The following is a 21316-nucleotide window of genomic DNA, read 5'->3' as shown; positions in this document are numbered from 1 at the left end:
GTGGCAGTGACCACGGAGGAGGTGGTAGCGACAATAATGGCGGAGGCAGTGAACATGGAGGTGGTGAACACGCTGGAGGAGACCAACATGCGGGTGGAGAGCGCCATGCTGGTGGCGAGTTGCATGGCGGAGGAGACCTTCATGCCGGTGGTCGTGGCCTTGGCAACGGGCTTGATGACAACGGCGTAGACGCCGTCGATGCCAACGGCAACAAACTCAGAGGTGATGGCACGGTCGATGATAATGGCGTAGACGCCGTCGATGCCAACGGCAACAAACTCAGAGGCGATGGCACGGTCGATGATAACGGTGTGGACGCCGTTGATGCCAACGGCAACAAGCTCAGGGGCGATGGCACCGTCGATGATCGCCAGCAAGTGCTTACCGATGAGCAGGAGCGTGCGCTGCTCAACAACGGTTTTCGCCAACAGGAGCAACCATAATGCGTTATCTGCTAACACTCCTCCTGCTCGGCCTCGCAGGCTGCGCCACGGTCGACACACAGCCGCTTTACCATCAAATGGATAAGGCAGATATTCAACTGGCCAATCAGGCTCTCGCCAAGGCGCTGGAAACCCGCACCAAAGGGCAAAGCCTCACCTGGTTCAATCCGGCTAACCGTCACTCGGGTAGCGTCACCCCGCTGCGCACCTTCCGCCATACCAGCGGGGATTGGTGTCGCGACTATCGCGAGCAACTCTATATCGGCAAGGCCAGCCAGCAGTGGCAGGATACCGCCTGCCGCAATCAGCAAGGGAGCTGGCGGCCACTACGCACTTAGTACGTGACGGGATAAACGAAGGGGGTAGCAGTGCTACCCCCTTGTCATCTTGGCCGACCCGTTATCCGGGTGGTGGATACGCGGTTATACCCGACGATAAGGCAGGTAGGCCGGCTCCCACATGTGATTGAGGATATGCTGCTGCAGATCCTGGCCAATCAGCGGGTGGGACGGATCCTTGCGCACTATATCCTTGAGCACTGCGGTCGCCACATGCACCGAGATACTGCGCAGCTCGCGAATGCGCGGATAGACAGCCCCTTTCGCCAGATCGACCTCACTCACGCACTCGGCCAGCGCAAAGGCGGCGGTGGTGAAGATATCGGGTGTGATCTCGCGGATCTGGCTGACAATCGCCGCCAGCCCCACTCCGGGGAAGATAAAGACGTTGTTGCCCTGCCCGACCCGAAAATCCTGCCCGTCATAATTCACATCCTTGAACGGACTGCCGGTCGCGACGATGGCCTTGCCTTGGCTCCAGTTGTAGATATCTTCCGGCAAGGCTTCGCAGTTGGCGGTCGGGTTGGAGAGCGGGAACACCATGGGACGTTCACAGTGCTTTTGCATCAGCTGGATGTGCTCTTCCTTGAAGGCGCCACCTGAACCACTGGTTCCCAACAAAACGGTGATGGGCACATGACGCAACACATCGGTCAGACTGGCCTTGCCGGGCACTTCGGTGTCCCAGCCGGCCAGCAGCAGGCCCGGCTTGGCATAGCGACGCTTGTACTCGTCGAGCCCCTCGCGGTTGTCGCACACCAGTCCCTGGGTATCCAGGATGTAGATGCGATCCCGCGCTGCCTGCGGATCCATCCCCTCGCGGATCATCCCCGCGCAGATTTGATCCGCCACGCCGACTCCGCCGGCACCCGCGCCGTAAACCAGATAGTTCTGTTGGCCCAGCGTCTCGCCCTTGACCTTGACCGCACCAATGATACCGGCCAGCACCACGGCCCCCGTACCCTGAATATCATCGTTGAACGACGGCAGTGACTGCTGGTAGCGGGCCAGATTGTTGAAAGCGTTGGATTTGCTGAAGTCTTCCCACTGCAGCACCGCATTGGGGAAGTGACGCTTGACCCCCTGCACAAACTTGTCGATGAACTCCTCATACTCCTTGCCACGGATCCGCTTGTGCGGGCGACCGAGGTACATGGGATCATCCAGCAGTTTCTGGTTGTCGGTGCCCACATCCAGCGCAATCGGCATGCAGCAGGCCGGATGGATGCCCGCCCCCAGGGTATAGAGCGCCAGCTTGCCGATGGGAATACCCATGCCGCCAACACCCTGGTCGCCGATCCCCAGAATGCCCTGGCTGTCGGTGACGACTATGATGCGGATCGATTTGGCATCGAAGTGACGGGCCTGACTGCCCATGTCATCCACGTTGTCCGGGGTAATGTAGAGGCCGCGCGGCTTCTGGAAGCGGTGGCTGAACTCCTGACACGCCTTGCCGACGGTCGGGGTGTAAATATACGGGGTCATCTCCTCCACATGGCGAGACAACAGGGCATAGAAGAGGGTCTCGTTGCGATCCTGCAGCGCGCGCAAGTTCTGGTACTTTTCGATGTCACTGCCAGCACTCTTGAAGCCTTCATAAACCCGATCCAGCTGGGCTTCGAAGGTTTGCACCTGAGGAGGCAGCAAGCCATCGAGATCGAAATCGGCCCGCTCCTGTTCGGTAAAGGCGGTGCCCTTGTTGAGATAACGATTGTTGAGCAGATCAGTGCCTGTCAGTGCAACGGGGCGAAAATCCTGTCCCTGTGCATCTTTCCACAGCAGATATTGTCCGGTAGCCATAGTCATTCTCTTTGATTTACGTGAAGTTGCCGTTCGGCAGGAGAGCAAGAGTGATAATGAAATCAATCATATGACGTTTGGTCGTTCGGTTTTGTGAGCTTGGCCATACCCTGCGGCCAAAAAGATGTCCAAACGTGGCTCAAACACATCCATTTTCCGCACCAATGGCGACGGCATCAGACCACACTGCGGTTGATGAAGAACTATGCTGAACATCAGACCCATTGCACGGAAACACCAACCGGTATGCCAGGCACCAACACCATACACAACATTCTTGTCGTCGATGATATGGCCTCCAACCGCTATATCCTGCGCAGCCTGCTCGAAGAGGAGGGCTATCAGGTACGGGAAGCGGAAGATGGCCAGCAGGCCGTTGCTGCGGTAGCGCAAGCCACTCCCGACCTCATCCTGATGGACATCAATATGCCGGTGATGGATGGCTACGAGGCATGCCGCCGTATCAAGCAGCAGCAGGGGCACTGGGGCTTGCCCGTCATCTTCATCAGCGCCAACAGCGAGATCAGTGCCCTTGAGCAAGCCTTTCAGGCGGGCGGCTGCGACTATGTCTCCAAGCCGTTCCATCAGCTTGAGGTTCTGGCCCGGGTACAGAACCAGCTGCGCCTGCGCGAGCTTGGTCGCCAGCAGGCCAAGGTGCAGCTCTATCAGAGCTTGTTTCAGCTCACCGCCGGCATCGCCCATGAGATCAACACCCCGGTCGGAGTTGGCATCACCGCCTCCAGCCTGATTCAGGGTGCCGGCGACCTGCTGGCCAATGCGGTAAAAAACGGGGTACTGGGTCAGCGCCTGCTCAACCAGCAACTGACCGATATCAAGGAAGGCACCGAGCTGGTGGAGTCCAGCCTGCGCCGGGTCGCCCTGCTCATCACCCGCTTCAAGGAGCTGACCCGCGACCAGAATGAACAGGAGGCGCGCCCCTTCGCAGTGAAAAAGTGTGCCGAGCATATGCTGCAGGCATTCGCCGCCGAGCTGCAGATTGCCAGAGTCACCCCCCGCCTTGAGGGGAACGAAGTCACCCTGACCGCCCCCGAGACACTCTTCGTCGACCTGTTGCAGGAGCTGGTGAAAAACAGCATGGATCACGCCTTTCACGGCAACGGGGAGCACAGCTTCACCATCCACGTCGCTCAGGATGAGGAGTCGTTGCTGCTCACCTATCAGGACTCGGGCCCCGGCATGCCGCCAGAGAAACTGCCCCGCCTGTTTGAACCCTTCTTCACCACTCTGCGCGGCAACACCAGCCACTGCGGGCTCAGCGCCTGCCGCATCCACAATCTGGTAGAAAACAACTTGCACGGTTCGGTCAACGTCACCAGCCCGCCGGGCGAGGGATTGCGCTACGAAATCCACCTGCCGCTCAAGCCGGTGGCCTGAGCCGGCATTCGGAGAAAATTGAACATAAAAAGGGGCGCCTCAGCGCCCCTTCCCTTTACTCATTTTCGACCATCAGCTTGATTTGCCTGCCTTGGGCTCATCGAGGGTGTGCTTCACCTCTTCATACCAGAGGTCGTGGTGCTCCTTGGCCCAGGTCTCGTCCACCTCGCCGGTCACCATCCCCTCCAGCGCCCCTTCCAGCTGGAACAGGCCCATGTAGATATGGAAGATAAAGCCGCAGATAAGGATCAGCGCTCCGACGATATGGATGAAACTGGCCCACTCCATCTGGCGGCGCAGCTGGCCGAAGATGGGGAAATCGAGGAACAGCCCGGTCGCCACGACTATGCCGCCAAACCAGATCAGCAGCCAGAAAATCGCCTTCTCGCCACCGTTGGAGAAGCCCGCCGAGGGGTGACTCCCCTTGTGGGGCCCCAGCATGCCGCCCGCCTTCATAAACCACTGCACGTCCACCATGTTGACGATGTTGTGGCGGAACCACTTGATGAGCACTCCCATCAGGCAGAGGAAGAAGAGCGGCCCCACGTAGTTGTGGAACACCTTGGCGAACCAGATCCAGTTCTCCCACACCCCGAGGCTCACCACCGGCTTGATGAAGTGCTTGCCGTAGATGATGGCCAGCCCCGAGCCGGAGAGGGTCAGGAACATGCCCGCAGTGGTCCAGTGCAGCGCCCGATCGAGCCGGCTCCAGCGCTTGAGCTTGCGCCCGGTGCGCGGTTTGGAGAGCTTGGTCGGCCCCACCACCCAGTACATCAGGCCGCACATGGCCAAGGAGCCGAAGATGGCGATGGCGCCGAGCGGCGACACCCACTTGGTCTTCACCTCGAACCAGAGCTGGCCCGGCACCGAGATAAGTACCCCGTGTTCCGGCGAGCGGGAGGTGGTGTACCCCTCCTGCCCATCCTTCACCGCCCGCCAGTAGTCGGCGCCGGCAAAGCCGACCGCCTCTTTCTCTGCGTCGGCGAAACTTGCGGTACTCACCAGCAGCAGGGCAGCAAACAGGGCCATTAGCCAAGTTTTCATGCTGCCCCTCCCTGCTTGTTCAGCTTGCTGGCGTCGTGAAACAGCTCATCGCCATTACCCCAGGCCGCATCCTTGGCACCGCGATAGGCAACCCGCTCGCGGAAGATATCGGAGATAACCTGCGCATCCCCCGCCAGCAGCGCCTTGGTGGAGCAGAGCTCGGCACACATGGGCAGCTTGCCCTCGGCGATACGGTTGGCACCGTACTTCTGACGCTCCGCCTCGCTGTGATCCTCTTCCGGGCCACCGGCGCAGAAGGTGCACTTGTCCATCTTGCCCCGATCGCCAAAGGCGGCGGTTTTCGGGAACTGGGGGGCACCGAACGGGCAGGCAAACAGGCAGTAGCCGCAACCGATGCAGAGATCCTTGTTGTGCAGCACTATGCCGTCGTCGGTGTGATAGAAGCAGTCGGCCGGACAGACAGCCATGCAGGGGGCGTCGGTGCAGTGCATGCAGGCGACCGAGATGGAGGTCTCCCCCGGCAGGCCGTCGTTGAGGGTCACCACCCGGCGGCGCTGGATGCCCCACTCGAGGGCATCGTCGTTCTCGTTCTTGCACGCCGTCACACAGCCGTTGCACTCGATGCAGCGCTTGGTGTCACACATGAATTTCATTCTGGCCATGGGATCAGGCTCCTACTTTGCGAAAACGGCACAGGGTGACCTTGGTCTCCTGCATCTGGGTGACCGGGTCATAACCATAGGTAGTGACTATGTTGACCGACTCCCCCAGCACATAGGGGTCTGACCCTTCCGGATATTTGGCGCGCAGATCCTTGCCCTCGAAGTGGCCGCCGAAGTGGAACGGCATAAAAGCGAGCCCCGGCTTGACCCGCGGGGTCACCAGCGCCTTCACCTTGACCCTGCCCCCTTCCGGCCCCTCGACCCACACATCCTGACCGTCGCGCACGCCGACATCGTTGGCGTCCGCCGGGTTCATCTCGACGAACATCTCCTGCTGCAATTCAGCCAGCCAGGGGTTGGAGCGAGTCTCGTCGCCGCCCCCCTCGTACTCCACCAGACGGCCGGAGGTGAGGATGATCGGGAACTCCTTGCTGACATCCTTCTCCTGCACCGAGGCGTACTGGGTCGGCAGGCGCCACAGGCTCTTGGCATCGGGCCAGGTGGCGTAGTCGGCCAGCAGATCCCGGCGCGGGGTGTAGAGCGGCTCGCGGTGCTTCGGCACCTGATCCGGGAAGGTCCACACCACGCAGCGCGCCTTGGCGTTGCCGTAGGGGACGAAGCCGTGCTTGATGGCGACCCGCTGGATACCGCCGGAGAGATCGGTCTTCCAGTTCTTGCCCTCGGCCTCTTTCTTCTCGGCCTCGGTCAGCTCATCCCACCAGCCAAGCTGTTTCATCAGGTCGGCAGTGATCTCGGGATAGCCATCTTCCACTTCGCTTCCCTTTGGCCAGGAGTCTTCGGCCAGCAGCGAGACACCCTGATACTCGATGCCGAAACGGGCGCGGAAACCGCCGCCCCCTTCCGACACCGGAATACTGGTGTCGTAGAGGATGTGGCTGCCGGGGTGTTTCATCTCCGGGGTGCCCCAGCAGGGCCACGGCAGACCGTACACTTCGCCACTGACCGGGCCGCCCTCGGCCTTGAGGTTGGTCTTGTGGAAGGTGTGCCAGTTCTGCTGGTGCGCCTTGAGCCGCTCCGGGCTCTGGCCGGTGTAACCCACACTCCACATGCCGCGGTTGTATTCGCGGGTGATGTCTTCCAGCAGTGGCTGGTTGTTCTCCACCTTGATGTGCTTGAACAGCTGGTCGGCAAAGCCGAGTTTCTTGCTCAGGAGATACATGATCTCGTGATCGACCTTGGATTCGAACAGGGGTTCTATCACCTTGTCACGCCACTGCATGGAGCGGTTGGTGGCGGTGACGGAACCATAGGTCTCGAACTGGGTGGTGGCCGGCAGCAGGTAGACGCCGTCGGTACGATCGTTCATCACCGAGGCAACGGTGGGGTACGGGTCGACAATCACCATCATGTCGAGCTTTTGCATTGCCTTCTTCATCTCGGGGCCGCGAGTCTGGGAGTTGACCGCATGGCCCCAGTAGAACATGGCGCGGATGTTGGAGCCCTGCTCGATGAGATCGGCGTTCTCCAATACCCCGTCCACCCAGCGGGAGACCGGAATGCCGTTGTTGTTCATCGGCAGCTTGCCGTTGTAGGCCTTGTTGTCAAAACGGGCCTTTATCCACTGGTAATCGACATCCCACACCCGGGCCCAGTGCTTCCAGGAGCCCTCTTCCAGCCCGTAGTAGCCGGGCAAGGAGTCGGAGGTGACACCAAAGTCGGTGGCCCCCTGCACGTTGTCGTGACCACGGAAGATGTTGGTGCCCGCACCGCTCTTGCCCACGTTGCCGAGGGCCAGTTCGAGGATGCAGTAGGCACGGGTGTTGTTGTTGCCGGTGGTGTGCTGGGTTCCGCCCATGCACCAGACCACGCAGCCGGGGCGGTTGTCGGCCAGCAGCTTGGCGGCATCGTGCACTTGCTGTTCGTTGAGGCCGGTCACCCGCTCCACTTCGGCCGGGGTCCAGCGCGCCACCTCTTTTTGCACCTCGTCCATGCCATAGACGCGGGTGCGGATGAACTCCTTGTCTTCCCAGCCGTTCTTGAAGATGTGCCAGAGCATGCCCCAGATAAAGGCGACGTCGGTGCCCGGACGCAGGGAGAGGTACATGTCCGCCTTGGCGGCGGTACGGGTGCGACGCGGGTCGACCACTAGGATCTTGCAGCCGTTGCGCTCTTTCGCCAGCAGGATGTGCTGCATGGCGACCGGGTGGGCCTCCGCTGGGTTGGAGCCGATAAACATGATCGACTTGCTGTTGTGCATGTCGTTCAGGCTGTTGGTCATGGCGCCGTAGCCCCAGGTGTTGGCGACACCAGCGACCGTGGTGGAGTGGCAGATGCGCGCCTGATGATCCACGTTGTTGGTGCCCCACAGGGAGGCCATCTTGCGAAACAGGTAGGCCTGCTCGTTGGAGTGCTTGGCAGAGCCGAGCCAGTAGACGCTGTCGGGACCGGACTCCTTGCGCAGGCGCAGCACCTCGTTGCCCACCTCTTCGATGGCCTGATCCCAGCTGATGCGCTGCCACTTGCCGCCCACCAGCTTCATCGGGTACTTGAGGCGACGCTCACCGTGACCGTGCTCGCGCAGGGCCGCACCCTTGGCGCAGTGACCGCCAAGGTTGAAGGGGTGATCGAATGCCGGCTCCTGACCGGTCCAGACGCCGTTTTGCACCTCGGCATAGACGCCGCAGCCCACCGAGCAGTGGGAGCAGATGGTGCGCTTCACCTCGACCGGCACCCCGGCCGCCACGGTTTTGGCCTCGGCTCGCTGCATCATGGCTGGGGCCAGCCAACCGGCGGCCACGGCGCCACCTGCCACCAGACCCGAGTTGACCATAAAGGCGCGACGGGTCAGCCCCTGACCGCGAATGGCCTCATTGCCCTGCTCGTCCGCCTGGGGCTGCTCGGCACGTTTTGTCAGTTTCATGAATTCTCCTTCACTGAGCCGGCTCAGTCGGTGCCGCGCAGGGTGCGATAAAAGTCGTGAACGTGGGGGGTCTCCCGATAGCCCTTGTCGGGTTCGGTGTCGTGGGTCAGCACCTCCTTGCCCACGACCCGGCCGGTGGCACCGGCCAGCACGCCTATGGTGGCAACCACCCCCACCCCCTTGATCAGATTGCGGCGGGACGGGTCTTTCAGCTTTTCATCGCTCATTCTTGTGACCTCTGTTGTTGTTCTTGCCGGCGCCAGCGGGCCAGCTTCGCGTCCAATGGGATATCTCGTCTGCTCGTTTTGTTATGCACAGATGGAGGCGTTCAGCCCGTCACCACGCAGGCGCCAAACGGCAGGCGCAATTCGTTTTCCAGCTTGAAGAAATCTTCGGCAAGGGCCCCGACCGCCCGGTAGAAGCTGCCCCCTTTCGCCTGTTGTTGATCGCGGCAGCAGGCAAGTACCCAGGGGGCAAGGTGGCGATCATAGAAGCGGTTGCGATCCGGGTGCTGCTCGGCGATCAACACCGCCATCACCTCACAGAGGGCGGCGAGATGATCTTCCGGCTCGCACACTCCGCTCTGGCGCTCGAAACCGAGGGACTGCAGATCTGCGCGCAGCACCGCCAGCGGCAGCTCCATCAAAGAGCCGGTGAGATACCAAGAGGCAAACGGCACTATCTCCCCGCGCCCCAGCCCGATAAAGAGATCCTGATACTCCTCGGCAAGCTCGTTTTCGTGGTGGCTACTGGCCGCCAGCTGCACCAGCCCCAGCCCTCTGGCAAAGGGGCCCGGCATCGGCTGCAACCCTTGCAGCCAAGCGAGCTGTTCGCCACGGGGGGCGGCGCGCCAGAGGCTTGCCAGCAGGGCGTAGAGATCGGCGCTGCTCTGTTCCAGTTCGGTCATGGTCAGTTCGCCAGCCTCTTCGTTACGTTGTTCACTCATCACTGGCCCCTCACACCTTGAGCTGGGAGACGGGATCCGCCGCCAGCGCTGCAAATACATCCTTGACCCGGCACTCCTCACACATCAGCAGCCGCTGGGCGGCCTCGTTCTGGAAGTGGGAGTGACCGGCCAGTTTTTGCTGGATGCGGCGGATCATCGAGGCGGGCGCGAACGGCTTGGAGCAGCGAATGCAGCAGGCAGCCTCTTCGGCTTTCAGGCTCTGCACGGCGCGGCGCGCCTCGGGCACGGGTTGCAGACGAGGCATCAGCACTATGGCCTGCTCGGGGCACGCCTTTTCACACATGCCGCACTGGATGCAATCCTGCTCGATAAAGTTGAGGCCCGGCGCATGACCCACCGCATGCAGGGCACGGCTCGGGCAGACCGCCACGCAGCCCATGCAGAGGGTGCAGTCTGCTTCTTTGAGTTCCACGCTACCGTATGGGGCGCCGTGAGGCACCGCCAGCGGCTCGCGGCTCCCTTCGTTGGCCTGCCAGAGGGCGTCGAAGGCGGCAAACAGGTTCTCCCGTTTGTCCCCCTTCAGCGGCTTCTCCAGCAAGGCAACGGCCGGCTGGCCGGAAACAGGCTCACCAGCATCTGCGTCAAACAGAGCAATGCGATCGGCAGCAAGGCCGGCGCCCGCCAGCAGCACGGCGGCGCTCGCCAGCTCCCGCTCAACCAGCGCACGGACGCTTTCGGGGGCATCGTCACCCAGCGCAATGTGCACCGCACTGGCGCCATAGGCGAGTGCGGCGAACCAGCTCTCGATGCCTAAACTCGCGCTCTCCTCCACCCAGACCGGCAGCCAGTTGGCGGGCAGGCGGGTGAGTTCCGTTTCCACCCATTCGCGCTCGCTTTCGCCGGCGATCAGCAGTCGAGGCGCTTCGCCGCCCGCCTCCCGATAATGCTTGAGCAATCGGAACTGGTAGTCGCTGTTGGTGTTGGCATCGGGCTGGTGATAGGCAATCGCCCCGGTCGGACAGGCAGAGGCACAGCTGCCAAAGCCCTGACAGAGATGGGGATCGATCTGGATGCGACCATTGATGGGCTTGAGGGCATCGGTCGGACAGACATCGAGGCAGCGGCTGCAACCGGGCACGCCGCGGGCGGTAAAGGCGCAGGCCTCGGGGTCGAGGCGAAAATAGCGCGGCTTGTCGAAAATACCGGTCAGCGCACAGAGCTCGGCGAGTCGTTCGGCCAGCTCTTGGTCATCGGCAAGATGCAGATAGCCGACCGGCGGGCGCTCCAGCGCAAAGAGCGGGGCACGGCCCAGATCGGCCACCAGATCGAAGCGCGGTTCGCTACCAACAACCGTTTGTTGTGGAAAGCAGAGCGCAGCCAGATTAACCCGCTCACCCTGCCCATTGAGGCCAATGAGCTGAAACTGGCCGAGATACCCTGTCAGGCTCGGCTCGCGCAGGGTCAGGGCCGCGAGGGATGCGGTGGCATCGAAAATGGTTTCGAGATCTGCTGCCTCGGCATCGTGGACCGCTTCGGTCACCAGCAGGGTGGGCTTCACCCCGGCGGGCAGCAGGCTGGCAGCGCGGCGAATGCGATCTTCCGGGCCGACCAGCAGCAGGCGCCCCTGACTCTGGTAAGAGACAGTGGCCGGGATCAGGTTGTCGATCTTGACCGTATGCTGCAGGGCATAGGCGCGAGCGCGCGCGTTATGCTCGGCCGCCCCCGCCCCATGGGCAAGATTGGAGGTTAGATTTGGGGCCAGATTTGGCAATGTTTGTTCAGTGCTCACATACACTCCTGTGCGCGCCACCTCATGGGATGGGCGCTTGTTGGTAAGCCGAGAGAGCAAGAGGCGAGCCAACTCCCCCGGAAAAAAAGTGACTGACAGGGAGTCAGGATCCTGAGGGTTCCATTCCCCCACCTTTGGTTGGGACATTTTGTCCACCAGAGGAAACCAAAATGTCCCGATCGTTGGTGTGGGTTTGAGAATGGTTATCAGCCAGCTCGTCGGCGGCAGGCTCGCTGGCAAGCGCCACCGGTTCAGCGGATCCGCTGGCCGAATTGGCCGATTCGCTCTCCGGGGCGGTTACCTGATCTACCAGCCAGTTGCGCAGCCCGGCGGTCAGGGCTGCGGGCAGCAATTCGGGCTGGCTGAAATCCTGGGTGTAGTCGTCGAGCCCATCCGGCTTATGGCTGCGAAACATGGCCCGCAGTGCCTCCTTGTCGGGGAGTTTTGGCTTGTCCTGCTGGGCCGTTTTCAGCGGCGGTTCGCCACTCTCGGCCCCCTCAATGGCAAGGGGTTCACTGCTCCCCTTGTCAGTGCTGACTACGGGGTTATCCAGCGCGGTATCTGGGTTTCCAGCTTCGCCACTGCCTTCGACTGGGGCGGCAACTGCCTCGGGGATAACCTCTTCCCTCGGCTGCAATGCCTGATGCTTGCGCGCCTCACTCTTGCGAGACGACCAGCGCTTGAGGAACTCACTCATGGGCGCGATTTCCGCTGTCACTGCCACGCTCAAGGCCATCGGGGCCGGTGGCCTTGACGGCGCCGCAGCTGGCTTGATCTACCGTATCGACACCGAGCTGATCCTGCGCCCGCCCCTTGCCCTTCTTGCCCTTGCGACGGGCCTCCAGCAGCTCGCCGTGACGACCGATAAAGGCCTCCACCCAGGCTTGCAGCGCCTCGGGCAGCGGGCAGGAGAGCACCTGCCGCTCGCCATCCATATAGGCGGCGGCCACGGTCTGGCTCAGGGTCAGGCCATCGGCCACAAAGCCATTGTCCACGCGGCTTCCGGTGACAAACAGGCGGGGCGAGCCGGAGCTCAAATTGAAGCGATAATCCCCCCGCTCATCGCGAAACAGGGTAAGGGGCAAGGCACCGGCAGCCTCAGGTTCGGCGGGATGGAGCGCCGCAATCTCGAAACGGCGGCTCTGCCAGCGGCCAACCTGGCTGTCGATGGCCTTTAACTCCAGTTGCAGCCAGCGCTGCGGGGGCAAGGTATTGGTTATCTCTTGCACTGTCACGGCTCCCATCAGAAGGTCTCTGCCGGGCCACCCTCCCCCTTGAACCACCCCGTTCGGGGCGGATCACGGCAGGTGATTTATGGCGGCCACGGCCATCAATGGGATAAGACATAGCAAGAGTGGGGCCAAGGCGGGATGTGGCTTTCCTTCAAGGCGGACAGGGGACGTAGCAATTCCAATACGCAACCGTTCAAATAAGATCCATTATTCGGTTCTACGACCATTTTTGATCATATATAGAGTGTAGGGTGTACCCATTTACCACTGATAGATGATATTCTTTCTTCCTAAAAATAGTTAGGCAACAGTTCTAGGAGCATGAATCCAATGAATTTCATAAGTACTTATGGTAAAGAAATAGTTTCTATTTTGGTGCCTTTTATTACCTGGTTTCTTAATGTTGGAATGAAATCAAAAGCAAAGTTAATTTGGACTAGCCCGCATGCATTCACATTTATTCTGCAGGAACCTATTAAAAATGGTGATGGAGAAGTTATCAGTCCAAACCAAAAGGTTGTCACGGCGTCGTTTAAAGTTATAAATATGGGTAGGGAAACAGCCAATAAAATAGAGCTGATTTTTAATTGGGTTCCACAATATATTAACCTTTGGCCTGTCCGCCACTACGAGCAAAAAACAGATCCTGATGGACGTCACATTTTGATTTTTGATAATCTTTCTCCAAAGGAAGAGATTGGGATAGAAATAATGAGTGTCAACACTGACCTTCCTGCATTACTTGTTGTTCGAAGTGCTGAATGCACAGCAACTAATGTTGCGGTTAGGTGGATCCAGTATGTTCCTGCATGGAAAAACAATATCGCAATCTTTCTTATGATTCTTGGGTTGAGCACATCAATTTATTGGTTGATCAACGTAATTCAATTCCTTGTCCTAAAAACACCACACTAAAATTTTTAAAATAATCGTAGGTTCGAATAGCGAAGCGTATTCGGACGTTCGCGTATTCACATGACCGAATCTTGACTATGTAGATCGCAGGCTCCTAGATTGGTTGATTCGGTCATTCTGACATTTTATAGTAAACTCGTTAGCTGGTTACTCCAATTAATGAAGTAACTGGTCAATCATGCAGCACCAATTCATCGGGTAGATACAGCTTTCTACATAATAATAAAAGATTGAATAAGATTAATTGACCATCCTCTTTTCATAGTCAAAAAACAAACATAGCTTCACAAACCGGCAATATAGATACGTATTCAAGACTACAAGACTCGCGATCGTCCGAATACGCTCCGCTATTCGAACCTACTTAACTCCACAAAAGAGAATCTCGCCCAAAGTAATCTGGAACAAAACTTGCTGTGCCCCTCCCCTTAGATCCCGGCAACCGGTCGCGAGGGGCCCATGACACCGACCTTTATCAAAAGCAATGCTGCCGCCCAGCTCACCATGGCCGTCGAGGTGATGGATGAGCAGGGCACGCTGCAAACCCGCCAAATCGCCTGTGAGCGGCCACTGACGGTCTACCTCAACTGGAAGGAGATCGTAACCCTGATGACGCTGGGGGCCCGCCCCGAGGCACTGGTACTGGGTTATCTGAAAAATCAGGGCTTTATCGAGGATATTGCGGCCATCGAGTCGGTGATCGTCGACTGGGAGAGCGAGGCCGCCGCCGTGGTGAGCAGTCAGCAGGCCGCCGATCTCGACAAGTCGCTGGAGAAGAAGACGGTCACCTCCGGCTGCGGTCAGGGCACCATGTATGGCAGCGTGATGAAGAAGCTCGAAGGGGTGGTCTTGGCGGCGCCCGAGCTTAAACAGAGCACCCTCTACGCCCTGCTCAAGGCGCTGTCGGCCCATAACGAAACCTACAAGATGGCGGGGGCAGTGCATGGCTGCGCCATCTGTCGCGGCAGCGAAATCCTCTCCTTTGTCGAGGATGTGGGACGCCACAATGCGGTGGATACCCTGGCGGGCGAGCTCTGGATGAGTGGCGAGGCTGGCCACGACAAGATCTTCTACACCACCGGGCGGCTCACCTCGGAGATGGTGATCAAGGTGGCGCAGATGGGCATTCCGGTGCTGCTGTCGCGCTCCGGCGTCACCCAGATGGGGCTGGATCTGGCCCGCCAGCTCGGCATCACCATGATTGCCCGCGCCAAGGGACGCCACTTCGAGGTCTTTAGCGGCCACGACCATATGGTGCTGGACGAGAAGCCGCCGGTGCTGACGCCCGGTTCAACCGGTCGCGGGATGCGGGATTAAGCCATGAACGAGTTTATGAACGTGAAGCAGGTGGCCGAATACCTCGATCTCAACGAGAAGAAGGTCTACCAGCTCGCCAACGAGGCGCGCATCCCCGCCACCAAGGCGACCGGCAAGTGGCTGTTTCCCCGCTCCCTGCTCGACCGCTGGCTGCTCGGCAGCTGCCACGAGGGGGTGATGAACGACCGCCTGCTGCTGGCAGGCTCCGACGACGTGCTGCTGCACTACGCCAGCAGCCGTTTGGCCCGGCAGCTCGGCACCCAGGCACTGGTGGGCTACACCCCGTGCGGCACCCGGCAGGGGCTGGCGATGCTGGCACGCGGCCATGTGGATCTGTGCGCCATCCACTGGGGGCAGGCCGAGGAGGCCCACCTGCGCCACCCGGCGCTGGTGCAGCAGTATCAGGGCCACCGGCAATGGGTGATCGTTCATGGATTTCGGCGGGTGCAGGGGCTGGTGCTGCGGCAGGGGTTGCAACCCAAAGAGGCGAAAGAGGCACTCGACTGGCGCTGGGCCATGCGTCAGGAGGGGGCTGGCAGCCAGCGCGCCCTGCAGGAGTGGCTGCAAACCCAAGGGGAGTCGCTGACCCGGCTGGAGCGCACCCTCGAGGTCAACAGCGAGCGGGAGCTGGCCGCTGCCATCAGCCGCGGCGATGCGGACGTGGGGCCCGGCGCCCAGAGCACCGCCACCGAGTTTGGCCTCGGCTTTATGCCCTTGTCGCAGGAGTGCTTCGATCTGGTGATGCCGCAGGGGGTGTTCTTTCGCACCCTGCTGCAACAGCTGATCGGCTGGCTGCAATCCCCCGAGGGGCGCGAGCTGGCGGCCCGCCTCGGCGGCTATGACCTGAGCCAAAGCGGCAAGCTGGTGTGGAGCCCGCAGTAAGCGGCCCGGCACGACCTAACAATTCCCCCCTCCCGAAATTCCCGTCTCGCTGGCAGCCTGGCCTGCGAGACGGTTTGCCTGACGTTCTTGCCACTACGCCTCTTCATCACCTTCCCCCCAAATCGGAGGGAGTGCACTGACGACCTCCATCCACCTGTAACAGGCGCTCAGAACGGGTTAGCCCTCGGCATAAGTTAAAATCGGGTCATTTTGGCAAAACCCATAAATTTAATTTATACCGACTGTTTTGCCCCGGAGAGGCCATCAAGGTCGCTCCTGACAGCCCTGCAGCAACCCCCTCCGATCCGGCAAAGCAGCCCAAGCCGCCATAAAAAAATCCCCAAGGTTTGCTTGGGGATCTTTGCCGTTGCGCGCAGGTGAAGGGTTACTGACTGCGCTCGCCGCTGGAATCAAACCCCTCGGCATTGAGGGCGATGCGCCACCCTTCGAGCTGGGCCGGTTCGCCGCCGCTTGGCAGCAGGGCGTGGCTGCGCAGCCGCACGGTAAAGCAGCTCCCCTGACCCGGGGTGGAGTCCACCAAGAGCTCGCCGCCCCAGCGGCTGATGATGCGGTGACTCAGGGCCAGCCCCAGTCCGGTGCCGGTGGCGCGGGTGGTGAAGAAGGGGTCGAAGATCTTGTCCATGATGGCCGCCTCGATGCCGCTGCCGTTGTCGATGACCCGCACCAGCGCCCCCTGCAACACACCCGCCTCATCGAACCAGTCACGGCTCTCGACCCGGATCTCCCCCTGCTCCCCCAGCGCGTGGCTGGCGTTGACCAAGAGGTTTATCAGCACCTGCAGCAGCTGCTGGCGATCCGCTTCTATGGGTTGCTGCGCCTTGAGGTCGGCCACCAGCGCCACCTGCTGCTGGCGCAGGGCGGAGCGCACCAGAGTCAGGCTCTCCTCGATAATGGGGTTGAGGTGCTGCCACACCGGCGCCGTCTCGTAGTCGCCGGGGCGGGAATATTGCAGCAGGCTGCGGGTGATGGCGCGAATGCGCTCGATCTGGGTCAGCACCAGCGCCAGCTCCTCGCTGACCGGCTCTGCCGCCTCCCCCAGCTCCAGCTTCATCAGCTCCACGTTGCCGAGGATCACCGCCAAGGGGTTATTGATCTCGTGGGCCACCCCGGCCGATAGCTCGCCAAGGGCCGCCAGCTTCTCGCTGATGAGCAGCTGCTGGCGCGCCTCGGTCAGCATCTGGATATGCTCCTCCAGCTCGGCGGTCTTCTGCTTGAGGCTTTGGGTGCGCTCGGCCACCTTCTGTTCCAACTCGTCGGCGCTGCGGGCCATCTGCAGCTGGTGCGCCTCCTGCCGGTCCAGCATGGCGTCGAACTGGCGGCCAAGCTGGGCCAGCTCGTGGTCGGGGTCGAGGGCCAGCTCGCCGATGCGGGCCGACTGCCCGGCCTGCACCTGCCGCACCACCTTGTGCATCCGCTCGATGGGGGTGAAGAGATCCCGCGCGCTGCGATAGACCAGCAGGCCCGAGATAAGCAGCAGCACCACCACGCCGGAGCCGAGCTCCACCAGATTGGTGAGGTAGGTGCGAATGATGGGCCACTCAAGGAAACCGACGTAGAGCATGCCGATCCGCTCGCCTTTGGCCCCCAAGAGCGGCTCATAGCCCGAGACATACCAGGCGTCGTGGACGAAGGCGCGGTCAATCCAGAGTTCGCCCCGCTTCAGCACCTGCTCGCGCACCGGCGGCGAGACCCGGGTGCCCACCGCCCGGCCCACCTGATGGCTGCTGCTGATCGGGACGTTGGTGCTCACCCGCAGATCGTCGAGAAACAGGGTGACGGTGCCAACGCTGCCATCCGGCAATGTGTTCTTGGCAAACACCTGCCCCTTGATCTCGTCCACCAGCCGGGTGCTGCCGTTAATCAGCTCGCCCCCCTCCAGCACCGCCCAAAGGGAGCCGTCGCGGCCCATCACCGGCGTCAGCGAGAGGCTGATCAGCCCCCGGTTCTCCACCACTTTGGTGCCATCCCGTTGCCACAGCACGGCCCGTTTGGCCAACAGCGGCGAGAGGGCGCGCATCTCCTGCTGCGACCAGACCACGAAGTGGCTGACGCTGCGTCCGGCGCGCAGGGCCGTCAGCTCCTGAGCCGTCAGGGTGTCCAGCTCGGCGCCGCGGCGCAGACGCAGAAAATCGAGGCCGTAGTTGGATGCCAGCGGCATCACCCAGTCCTGCAGCTGATCCGGCGATTCCCGCAGCCGCAGCTGGAAGGCCCAGGCATCGCGCAGGTGCTCGAGGTGCTCGCTCTGGCGAGTCTGCTGCACGATCACCGCGTGGTGGGCGCCAGCCAGATCGCTTCTGACCGTGGTGAGCAGGTTCTGCCAGCTGTAGGTGAGCGTCCAGTAGAGGGTAAGCGCCACCATGCCCGCCAGACTCAGCATGATGGGCATGGAGGTGAGCAGCAGCAGGCGCCAGCGCACCTTGGTGCGCACGCAGCGCGGCAACAGAATTCGGATACAGCGTGACAACAGGCTCTTTTTCATCGCCACTCCCTTGGCATCGGCAGACCTCATTCGATGGCCCACTCCTTGAACTTGCGATCCAGCGTCTTGCGCGCCACCCCGAGCACCCGGGAGGCGGCCGACTTGTTGCCATCGTGATTCGCCACCACCTGCAGGATGTGGGCCTTCTCCACCTCGGCCAGCGGCCACTCCAGCGGATAACCGTCGCCGCCATCGCTTTGCGGCGCAGGCTGGCTGCTCTGCCAGTAGTCGGCAGGGGGCTTGCCGAGCAGCAAACAGCGCTCGATAAGGTTGCGCAGCTCGCGCACGTTGCCGGGCCAGGGGTAAGCCTGCATCGCCACCACATCCTCGTGGGTCCAGCTCAAGGAGCCCATCCCCATCTCGGCAGTGAGCTGGCGGGTAAAGTGGTGCACCAGCGCGGGAATATCGTCGATGCGCTCGCGCAGCGGGGCGACCGGCAGCGCCACCACGTTGAGACGATAGAAGAGATCCTCGCGAAAGCGCCCCGCCTCTACCTCGGCTTTAAGATTGCGGTTGGTGGCGGCGACGATACGCACATCCACCGCCAGTTCGCGCTCGGCGCCGACCGGGCGAATGGCCTTCTGCTCCAGCGCCCGCAGCAACGAGGCCTGCATCGCAAGGGGCATCTCGCCGATCTCGTCCAAAAAGAGCGTGCCCTGATGGGCGACCCGAAACAGACCGTCACGCCCCTTGCGGGCGCCGGTAAAGGCCCCCTGCACATGGCCAAACAGCTCGCTTTCCAAAAGCTCCGGCGCGATGGAGGCGCAGTTGAGGGGCACGAAGGCCCCGACCCGACCGGAGAGCTGGTGCAAGGCGCGGGCCACCAGCTCCTTACCGGTACCGGACTCCCCCTCCACCAGCACGGCGGCGTTGGAGGGGGCGACCCGGGCGATCAGGGTCTTGAGCTCGCTGGTCTTGGCGCTGTCACCAATCAGGGTGGGCGGGAAGAGCTTGCTCACCTCCCGGCGCAGCAGCAGGTTCTCCCGCTCCATCTGGCGGCGCTCGATGACCCGGTCCACCGCCTGCACCATCTGATCGAGATTGAAGGGTTTGAGAATAAAGTCGCTGGCCCCCAGACGCAGCGCCTTGAGGGCAGTCTCCATGTCGCCAAAACCGGTCATGAAGATGATGTCGCTGCGGCGGGTACCGGGTTCGATGGCCTCGTGCCACTCGATACCGGAGCGTCCCGGCAGGCGGATGTCGGCGATGATGAGATCAAAATGGAGGCGGCAGCGCAGGGCTTCCGCCTCCTCCACGCTGGCGGCTGTCTCTATCTGGGCGAAGCGCCTGGCCAGCGCCTTGGCCAGAAAACTGCGCATGCCGGGCTCATCGTCGACGATGAGCAGGGAGAGGGCAGACCAGTGGCCGGAAGAGACTGTCATGAAAAAAAGTACCTCGAATACAGGTAAGGTCGGAGAATGTCCCGATAACCGGAACTTTAGTGGGACATTTTGTCCTTCCCGTATCAAAATCACCAACCCCAATTATTAAAAGCGATAACCGGCTCACCTAATTGCCGCAATTAACCATCTGTTTTTAAAGGGTAAAGAGCTAATCACAGTGGTATGAAACAGTTTGGCACCCCGCTTGCTTGGCTGTTTCCTCTCTCACCGCCCCTGAAAGTTGCATCACGATGACGATAAAAACCAACCTCAAACGTTTTGCCCTCTCTCTCGCCGCCAGCCTGCTGATCGCCGGTGCGGCCCATGCTGACACTACCAAGGCGCCAATCCGCCTCGCCACCACCACCAGTACCGAACAGTCCGGTCTGCTGGGCTGGCTGCTGCCCCAGTTCACCAAGGAGACCGGCTATCCGGTGCAGGTGATGGCGGCCGGTACCGGCCAGAGCCTGAAGATGGGCGAGAATGGCGACGCGGATCTGGTGATGACCCACGCCCCCTCTGCCGAGAAGAAGTTCGTCGACGCGGGCTTTGGCATCGAGCCGGTGCACCTGATGTACAACGACTTCGTCATCGTCGGCCCGGCCAAAGACCCGGCGGGTCTGGCCAAGCTGCACGACGCGGCCAAAGCGCTGCAAGCCATCAAGGATAAGGGCCAGACCTTTATCTCCCGCGGTGACGAGTCCGGCACCCACATCAAGGAGAAGACCCTGTGGCAGGCGGCTGACGTCAAACCAGAGTTTGCCGGTTACAAATCCATCGGCCAGGGAATGGGCCCGACCCTGACCATGGCCTCCGAGCTCGGAGCCTACACCCTGACCGACCGCGGCACCTGGCTCGCCTACCAGAGCAAGCTGGATCTCGCCGTGCTGCTGGAGGGTGACAAGCGCCTGTTCAACCCCTATCAGGTGATCCTGGTCAACCCCAAGCGCTACCCGGATCTCAACACCGAAGGGGCCCGCACCCTGAAGAACTGGCTGGTCTCCGAACATGGCCAGAAGCTGATCGGCGACTTCAAGGTGGCCGGTCAGGCGCTGTTCGTGGCCGACGCCAACACCAAGTAATGCCCGCACCGACCGACATGGCGGCGCAGCTGGCCCTCCCCCTGCATGCTGACGGGGGAGGCGCCTGATGACGCTGCTCGACACGACCCTGGCAGCCCTCGCCCTGCTGTTCAACGGCGATACCGAGCTGTGGCAGGTGGTGGGGGTCTCCTTCTCCGTCTCTGGTATCGCCCTGCTGCTGGTGCTGCTGCCGGCACTGCTGCTGGGTTTTGCCCTGGCCTACCTGCCGCTGCCCGGCCGCTGGCTCTGGCTCTCCTGCATCAACACCCTGCAGTCGGTGCCGACCGTGGTGATCGGTCTTTTGCTCTACATGCTGCTGTCGCGGGCCGGCCCTTTTGGCGACTGGAAGCTGCTCTTTACCCAGCAGGCGATGGTGGTGGGGCAGATGCTGATCGCCTTTCCGGTCATCGCCACCATGGCTCACGCCGCCTTTGTCCAGAGTGACCGGCGCGCCTGGGAGACCGCCCTGACCCTGGGCGTCTCCTGGCCCAAGGCGCTGCTCGGGTTGATGCACGAGTGCCGCTTTGGCCTGCTGGCGGCGGTGATCGGCGCCTTCAGCCGCATCGTCACCGAGGTGGGTTGCTCCATGATGGTGGGGGGCAACATCCTGCACTTTACCCGCAACATCCCCACCGCCATCGCGCTGGAGACCCAGAAAGGGGCCTTCACTCAGGGGGTGGCCCTCGGCATTGTGCTGCTCACCCTCGCCTTGCTGCTCAACCTGCTGCTCACCGCCTGTCGCGGCCAGAGCTATCTGAAGAATTGACCATGCCCGCAACCCACAGG

At 61.5% G+C, this 21316-nt stretch carries 18 protein-coding genes and 1 pseudogene; 8 read left to right on the top strand and 11 right to left on the bottom strand.

What is annotated here, in order from left to right:
• Positions 1-443, top strand: a pseudogene (locus AACR93_RS16320) (hypothetical protein); the annotation flags it as partial.
• Positions 440-781, top strand: coding sequence for an RT0821/Lpp0805 family surface protein (locus AACR93_RS16315; RefSeq protein ID WP_043851361.1), 342 nt, complete (start codon positions 440-442; stop codon positions 779-781). The pseudogene AACR93_RS16320 and the gene AACR93_RS16315, both read left to right, overlap by 4 nt.
• An 84-nt stretch (positions 782-865) precedes the next feature.
• Here AACR93_RS16315 and AACR93_RS16310 read toward each other — a convergent pair whose 3' ends face one another.
• The gene (locus AACR93_RS16310; RefSeq protein WP_043851360.1) at positions 866-2581 is read right to left on the bottom strand and encodes an NAD-dependent malic enzyme; all 1716 of its coding nucleotides are present in this window, start codon (positions 2579-2581) and stop codon (positions 866-868) included.
• 246 nt (positions 2582-2827) lie between these two features.
• On the opposite strand from AACR93_RS16310, the gene AACR93_RS16305 reads away from it, so the two are divergent.
• Entirely contained in the window at positions 2828-3976 is a 1149-nt protein-coding gene (locus AACR93_RS16305; RefSeq protein ID WP_043851359.1) for a hybrid sensor histidine kinase/response regulator, read from the top strand.
• A 72-nt stretch (positions 3977-4048) separates the two neighbouring features.
• Here AACR93_RS16305 and AACR93_RS16300 read toward each other — a convergent pair whose 3' ends face one another.
• The 8 genes from AACR93_RS16300 to AACR93_RS16265 form a co-directional block, all read right to left on the bottom strand.
• The gene (locus AACR93_RS16300) at positions 4049-5020 is read right to left on the bottom strand and encodes a formate dehydrogenase subunit gamma (protein ID WP_043851358.1); all 972 of its coding nucleotides are present in this window, start codon (positions 5018-5020) and stop codon (positions 4049-4051) included.
• Positions 5017-5643 (bottom strand): formate dehydrogenase FDH3 subunit beta, encoded by a 627-nt coding sequence (gene fdh3B / locus AACR93_RS16295; RefSeq protein WP_005334799.1) that lies wholly within the window; start codon positions 5641-5643, stop codon positions 5017-5019. Before fdh3B ends, AACR93_RS16300 begins: the two co-directional genes overlap by 4 nt.
• Before the next feature lie 4 nt (positions 5644-5647).
• Positions 5648-8524 (bottom strand): formate dehydrogenase subunit alpha, encoded by a 2877-nt coding sequence (locus AACR93_RS16290; RefSeq protein WP_043851357.1) that lies wholly within the window; start codon positions 8522-8524, stop codon positions 5648-5650.
• Positions 8525-8547: 23 nt separating this feature from the next.
• Positions 8548-8751, bottom strand: coding sequence for a transcriptional initiation protein Tat (locus tag AACR93_RS16285; RefSeq protein ID WP_021229865.1), 204 nt, complete (start codon positions 8749-8751; stop codon positions 8548-8550).
• 101 nt (positions 8752-8852) lie between these two features.
• Positions 8853-9470, bottom strand: coding sequence for a TorD/DmsD family molecular chaperone (locus tag AACR93_RS16280; RefSeq protein ID WP_043851356.1), 618 nt, complete (start codon positions 9468-9470; stop codon positions 8853-8855).
• Between the two features lie 10 nt (positions 9471-9480).
• Positions 9481-11220 (bottom strand): 4Fe-4S dicluster domain-containing protein, encoded by a 1740-nt coding sequence (locus AACR93_RS16275; protein ID WP_043851355.1) that lies wholly within the window; start codon positions 11218-11220, stop codon positions 9481-9483.
• Positions 11221-11323: 103 nt separating this feature from the next.
• Complete coding sequence (locus AACR93_RS16270) at positions 11324-11917, bottom strand: DUF3306 domain-containing protein (protein WP_043851354.1); 594 nt, start codon at positions 11915-11917, stop codon at positions 11324-11326.
• Positions 11910-12464 (bottom strand): DUF3305 domain-containing protein, encoded by a 555-nt coding sequence (locus tag AACR93_RS16265; RefSeq protein ID WP_043851353.1) that lies wholly within the window; start codon positions 12462-12464, stop codon positions 11910-11912. Before AACR93_RS16265 ends, AACR93_RS16270 begins: the two co-directional genes overlap by 8 nt.
• A gap of 318 nt (positions 12465-12782) precedes the next feature.
• On the opposite strand from AACR93_RS16265, the gene AACR93_RS16260 reads away from it, so the two are divergent.
• The 3 genes from AACR93_RS16260 (at position 12783) to AACR93_RS16250 (ending at position 15566) form a co-directional block, all read left to right on the top strand.
• Entirely contained in the window at positions 12783-13367 is a 585-nt protein-coding gene (locus tag AACR93_RS16260; RefSeq protein ID WP_043851352.1) for a hypothetical protein, read from the top strand.
• A 459-nt stretch (positions 13368-13826) separates the two neighbouring features.
• Complete coding sequence (locus tag AACR93_RS16255) at positions 13827-14684, top strand: formate dehydrogenase accessory sulfurtransferase FdhD (RefSeq protein ID WP_043851351.1); 858 nt, start codon at positions 13827-13829, stop codon at positions 14682-14684.
• Between the two features lie 15 nt (positions 14685-14699).
• On the top strand, positions 14700-15566 hold the full coding sequence (locus AACR93_RS16250) for a helix-turn-helix transcriptional regulator (protein WP_081849330.1): 867 nt from the start codon (positions 14700-14702) through the stop codon (positions 15564-15566).
• Positions 15567-15951: 385 nt separating this feature from the next.
• On the opposite strand, the gene AACR93_RS16245 is transcribed toward AACR93_RS16250, so the two are convergent.
• Together AACR93_RS16245 and AACR93_RS16240 are read right to left on the bottom strand one after the other, a co-directional pair.
• Complete coding sequence (locus AACR93_RS16245; RefSeq protein ID WP_043851364.1) at positions 15952-18066, bottom strand: sensor histidine kinase; 2115 nt, start codon at positions 18064-18066, stop codon at positions 15952-15954.
• 26 nt (positions 18067-18092) lie between these two features.
• Entirely contained in the window at positions 18093-19448 is a 1356-nt protein-coding gene (locus AACR93_RS16240) for a sigma-54-dependent transcriptional regulator (protein ID WP_043851350.1), read from the bottom strand.
• Positions 19449-19699: 251 nt separating this feature from the next.
• Between AACR93_RS16240 and AACR93_RS16235 the strand changes: the two genes are divergently transcribed.
• Complete coding sequence (locus AACR93_RS16235) at positions 19700-20530, top strand: substrate-binding domain-containing protein (protein ID WP_043851349.1); 831 nt, start codon at positions 19700-19702, stop codon at positions 20528-20530.
• A gap of 64 nt (positions 20531-20594) precedes the next feature.
• Complete coding sequence (locus AACR93_RS16230) at positions 20595-21296, top strand: ABC transporter permease (RefSeq protein ID WP_104014170.1); 702 nt, start codon at positions 20595-20597, stop codon at positions 21294-21296.
• Positions 21297-21316: the final 20 nt, after the last annotated feature.

The organism is Aeromonas sp. L_1B5_3 (assembly GCF_963866575.1).
Lineage (GTDB): Bacteria > Pseudomonadota > Gammaproteobacteria > Enterobacterales > Aeromonadaceae > Aeromonas > Aeromonas jandaei.
Note: the sequence above shows the minus strand (reverse complement) of the source record. Positions and strands in the feature narration are given on the sequence as shown.

Bases quoted from the DNA above. Each gene is read 5' to 3' on its own strand.
- AACR93_RS16280 (WP_043851356.1), bottom strand. From the start codon at position 9,470: ATGAGTGAACAACGTAACGAAGAGGCTGGCGAACTGACCATGACCGAA.
- AACR93_RS16245 (WP_043851364.1), bottom strand. From the start codon at position 18,066: ATGAAAAAGAGCCTGTTGTCACGCTGTATCCGAATTCTGTTGCCGCGC.
- AACR93_RS16310 (WP_043851360.1), bottom strand. From the start codon at position 2,581: ATGGCTACCGGACAATATCTGCTGTGGAAAGATGCACAGGGACAGGAT.
- AACR93_RS16260 (WP_043851352.1), top strand. From the start codon at position 12,783: ATGAATTTCATAAGTACTTATGGTAAAGAAATAGTTTCTATTTTGGTG.
- AACR93_RS16300 (WP_043851358.1), bottom strand. From the start codon at position 5,020: ATGAAAACTTGGCTAATGGCCCTGTTTGCTGCCCTGCTGCTGGTGAGT.
- AACR93_RS16240 (WP_043851350.1), bottom strand. From the start codon at position 19,448: ATGACAGTCTCTTCCGGCCACTGGTCTGCCCTCTCCCTGCTCATCGTC.
- AACR93_RS16290 (WP_043851357.1), bottom strand. From the start codon at position 8,524: ATGAAACTGACAAAACGTGCCGAGCAGCCCCAGGCGGACGAGCAGGGC.
- AACR93_RS16305 (WP_043851359.1), top strand. From the start codon at position 2,828: ATGCCAGGCACCAACACCATACACAACATTCTTGTCGTCGATGATATG.
- AACR93_RS16255 (WP_043851351.1), top strand. From the start codon at position 13,827: ATGACACCGACCTTTATCAAAAGCAATGCTGCCGCCCAGCTCACCATG.
- fdh3B (WP_005334799.1), bottom strand. From the start codon at position 5,643: ATGGCCAGAATGAAATTCATGTGTGACACCAAGCGCTGCATCGAGTGC.
- AACR93_RS16250 (WP_081849330.1), top strand. From the start codon at position 14,700: ATGAACGTGAAGCAGGTGGCCGAATACCTCGATCTCAACGAGAAGAAG.
- AACR93_RS16265 (WP_043851353.1), bottom strand. From the start codon at position 12,464: ATGGGAGCCGTGACAGTGCAAGAGATAACCAATACCTTGCCCCCGCAG.
- AACR93_RS16270 (WP_043851354.1), bottom strand. From the start codon at position 11,917: ATGAGTGAGTTCCTCAAGCGCTGGTCGTCTCGCAAGAGTGAGGCGCGC.
- AACR93_RS16285 (WP_021229865.1), bottom strand. From the start codon at position 8,751: ATGAGCGATGAAAAGCTGAAAGACCCGTCCCGCCGCAATCTGATCAAG.
- AACR93_RS16235 (WP_043851349.1), top strand. From the start codon at position 19,700: ATGACGATAAAAACCAACCTCAAACGTTTTGCCCTCTCTCTCGCCGCC.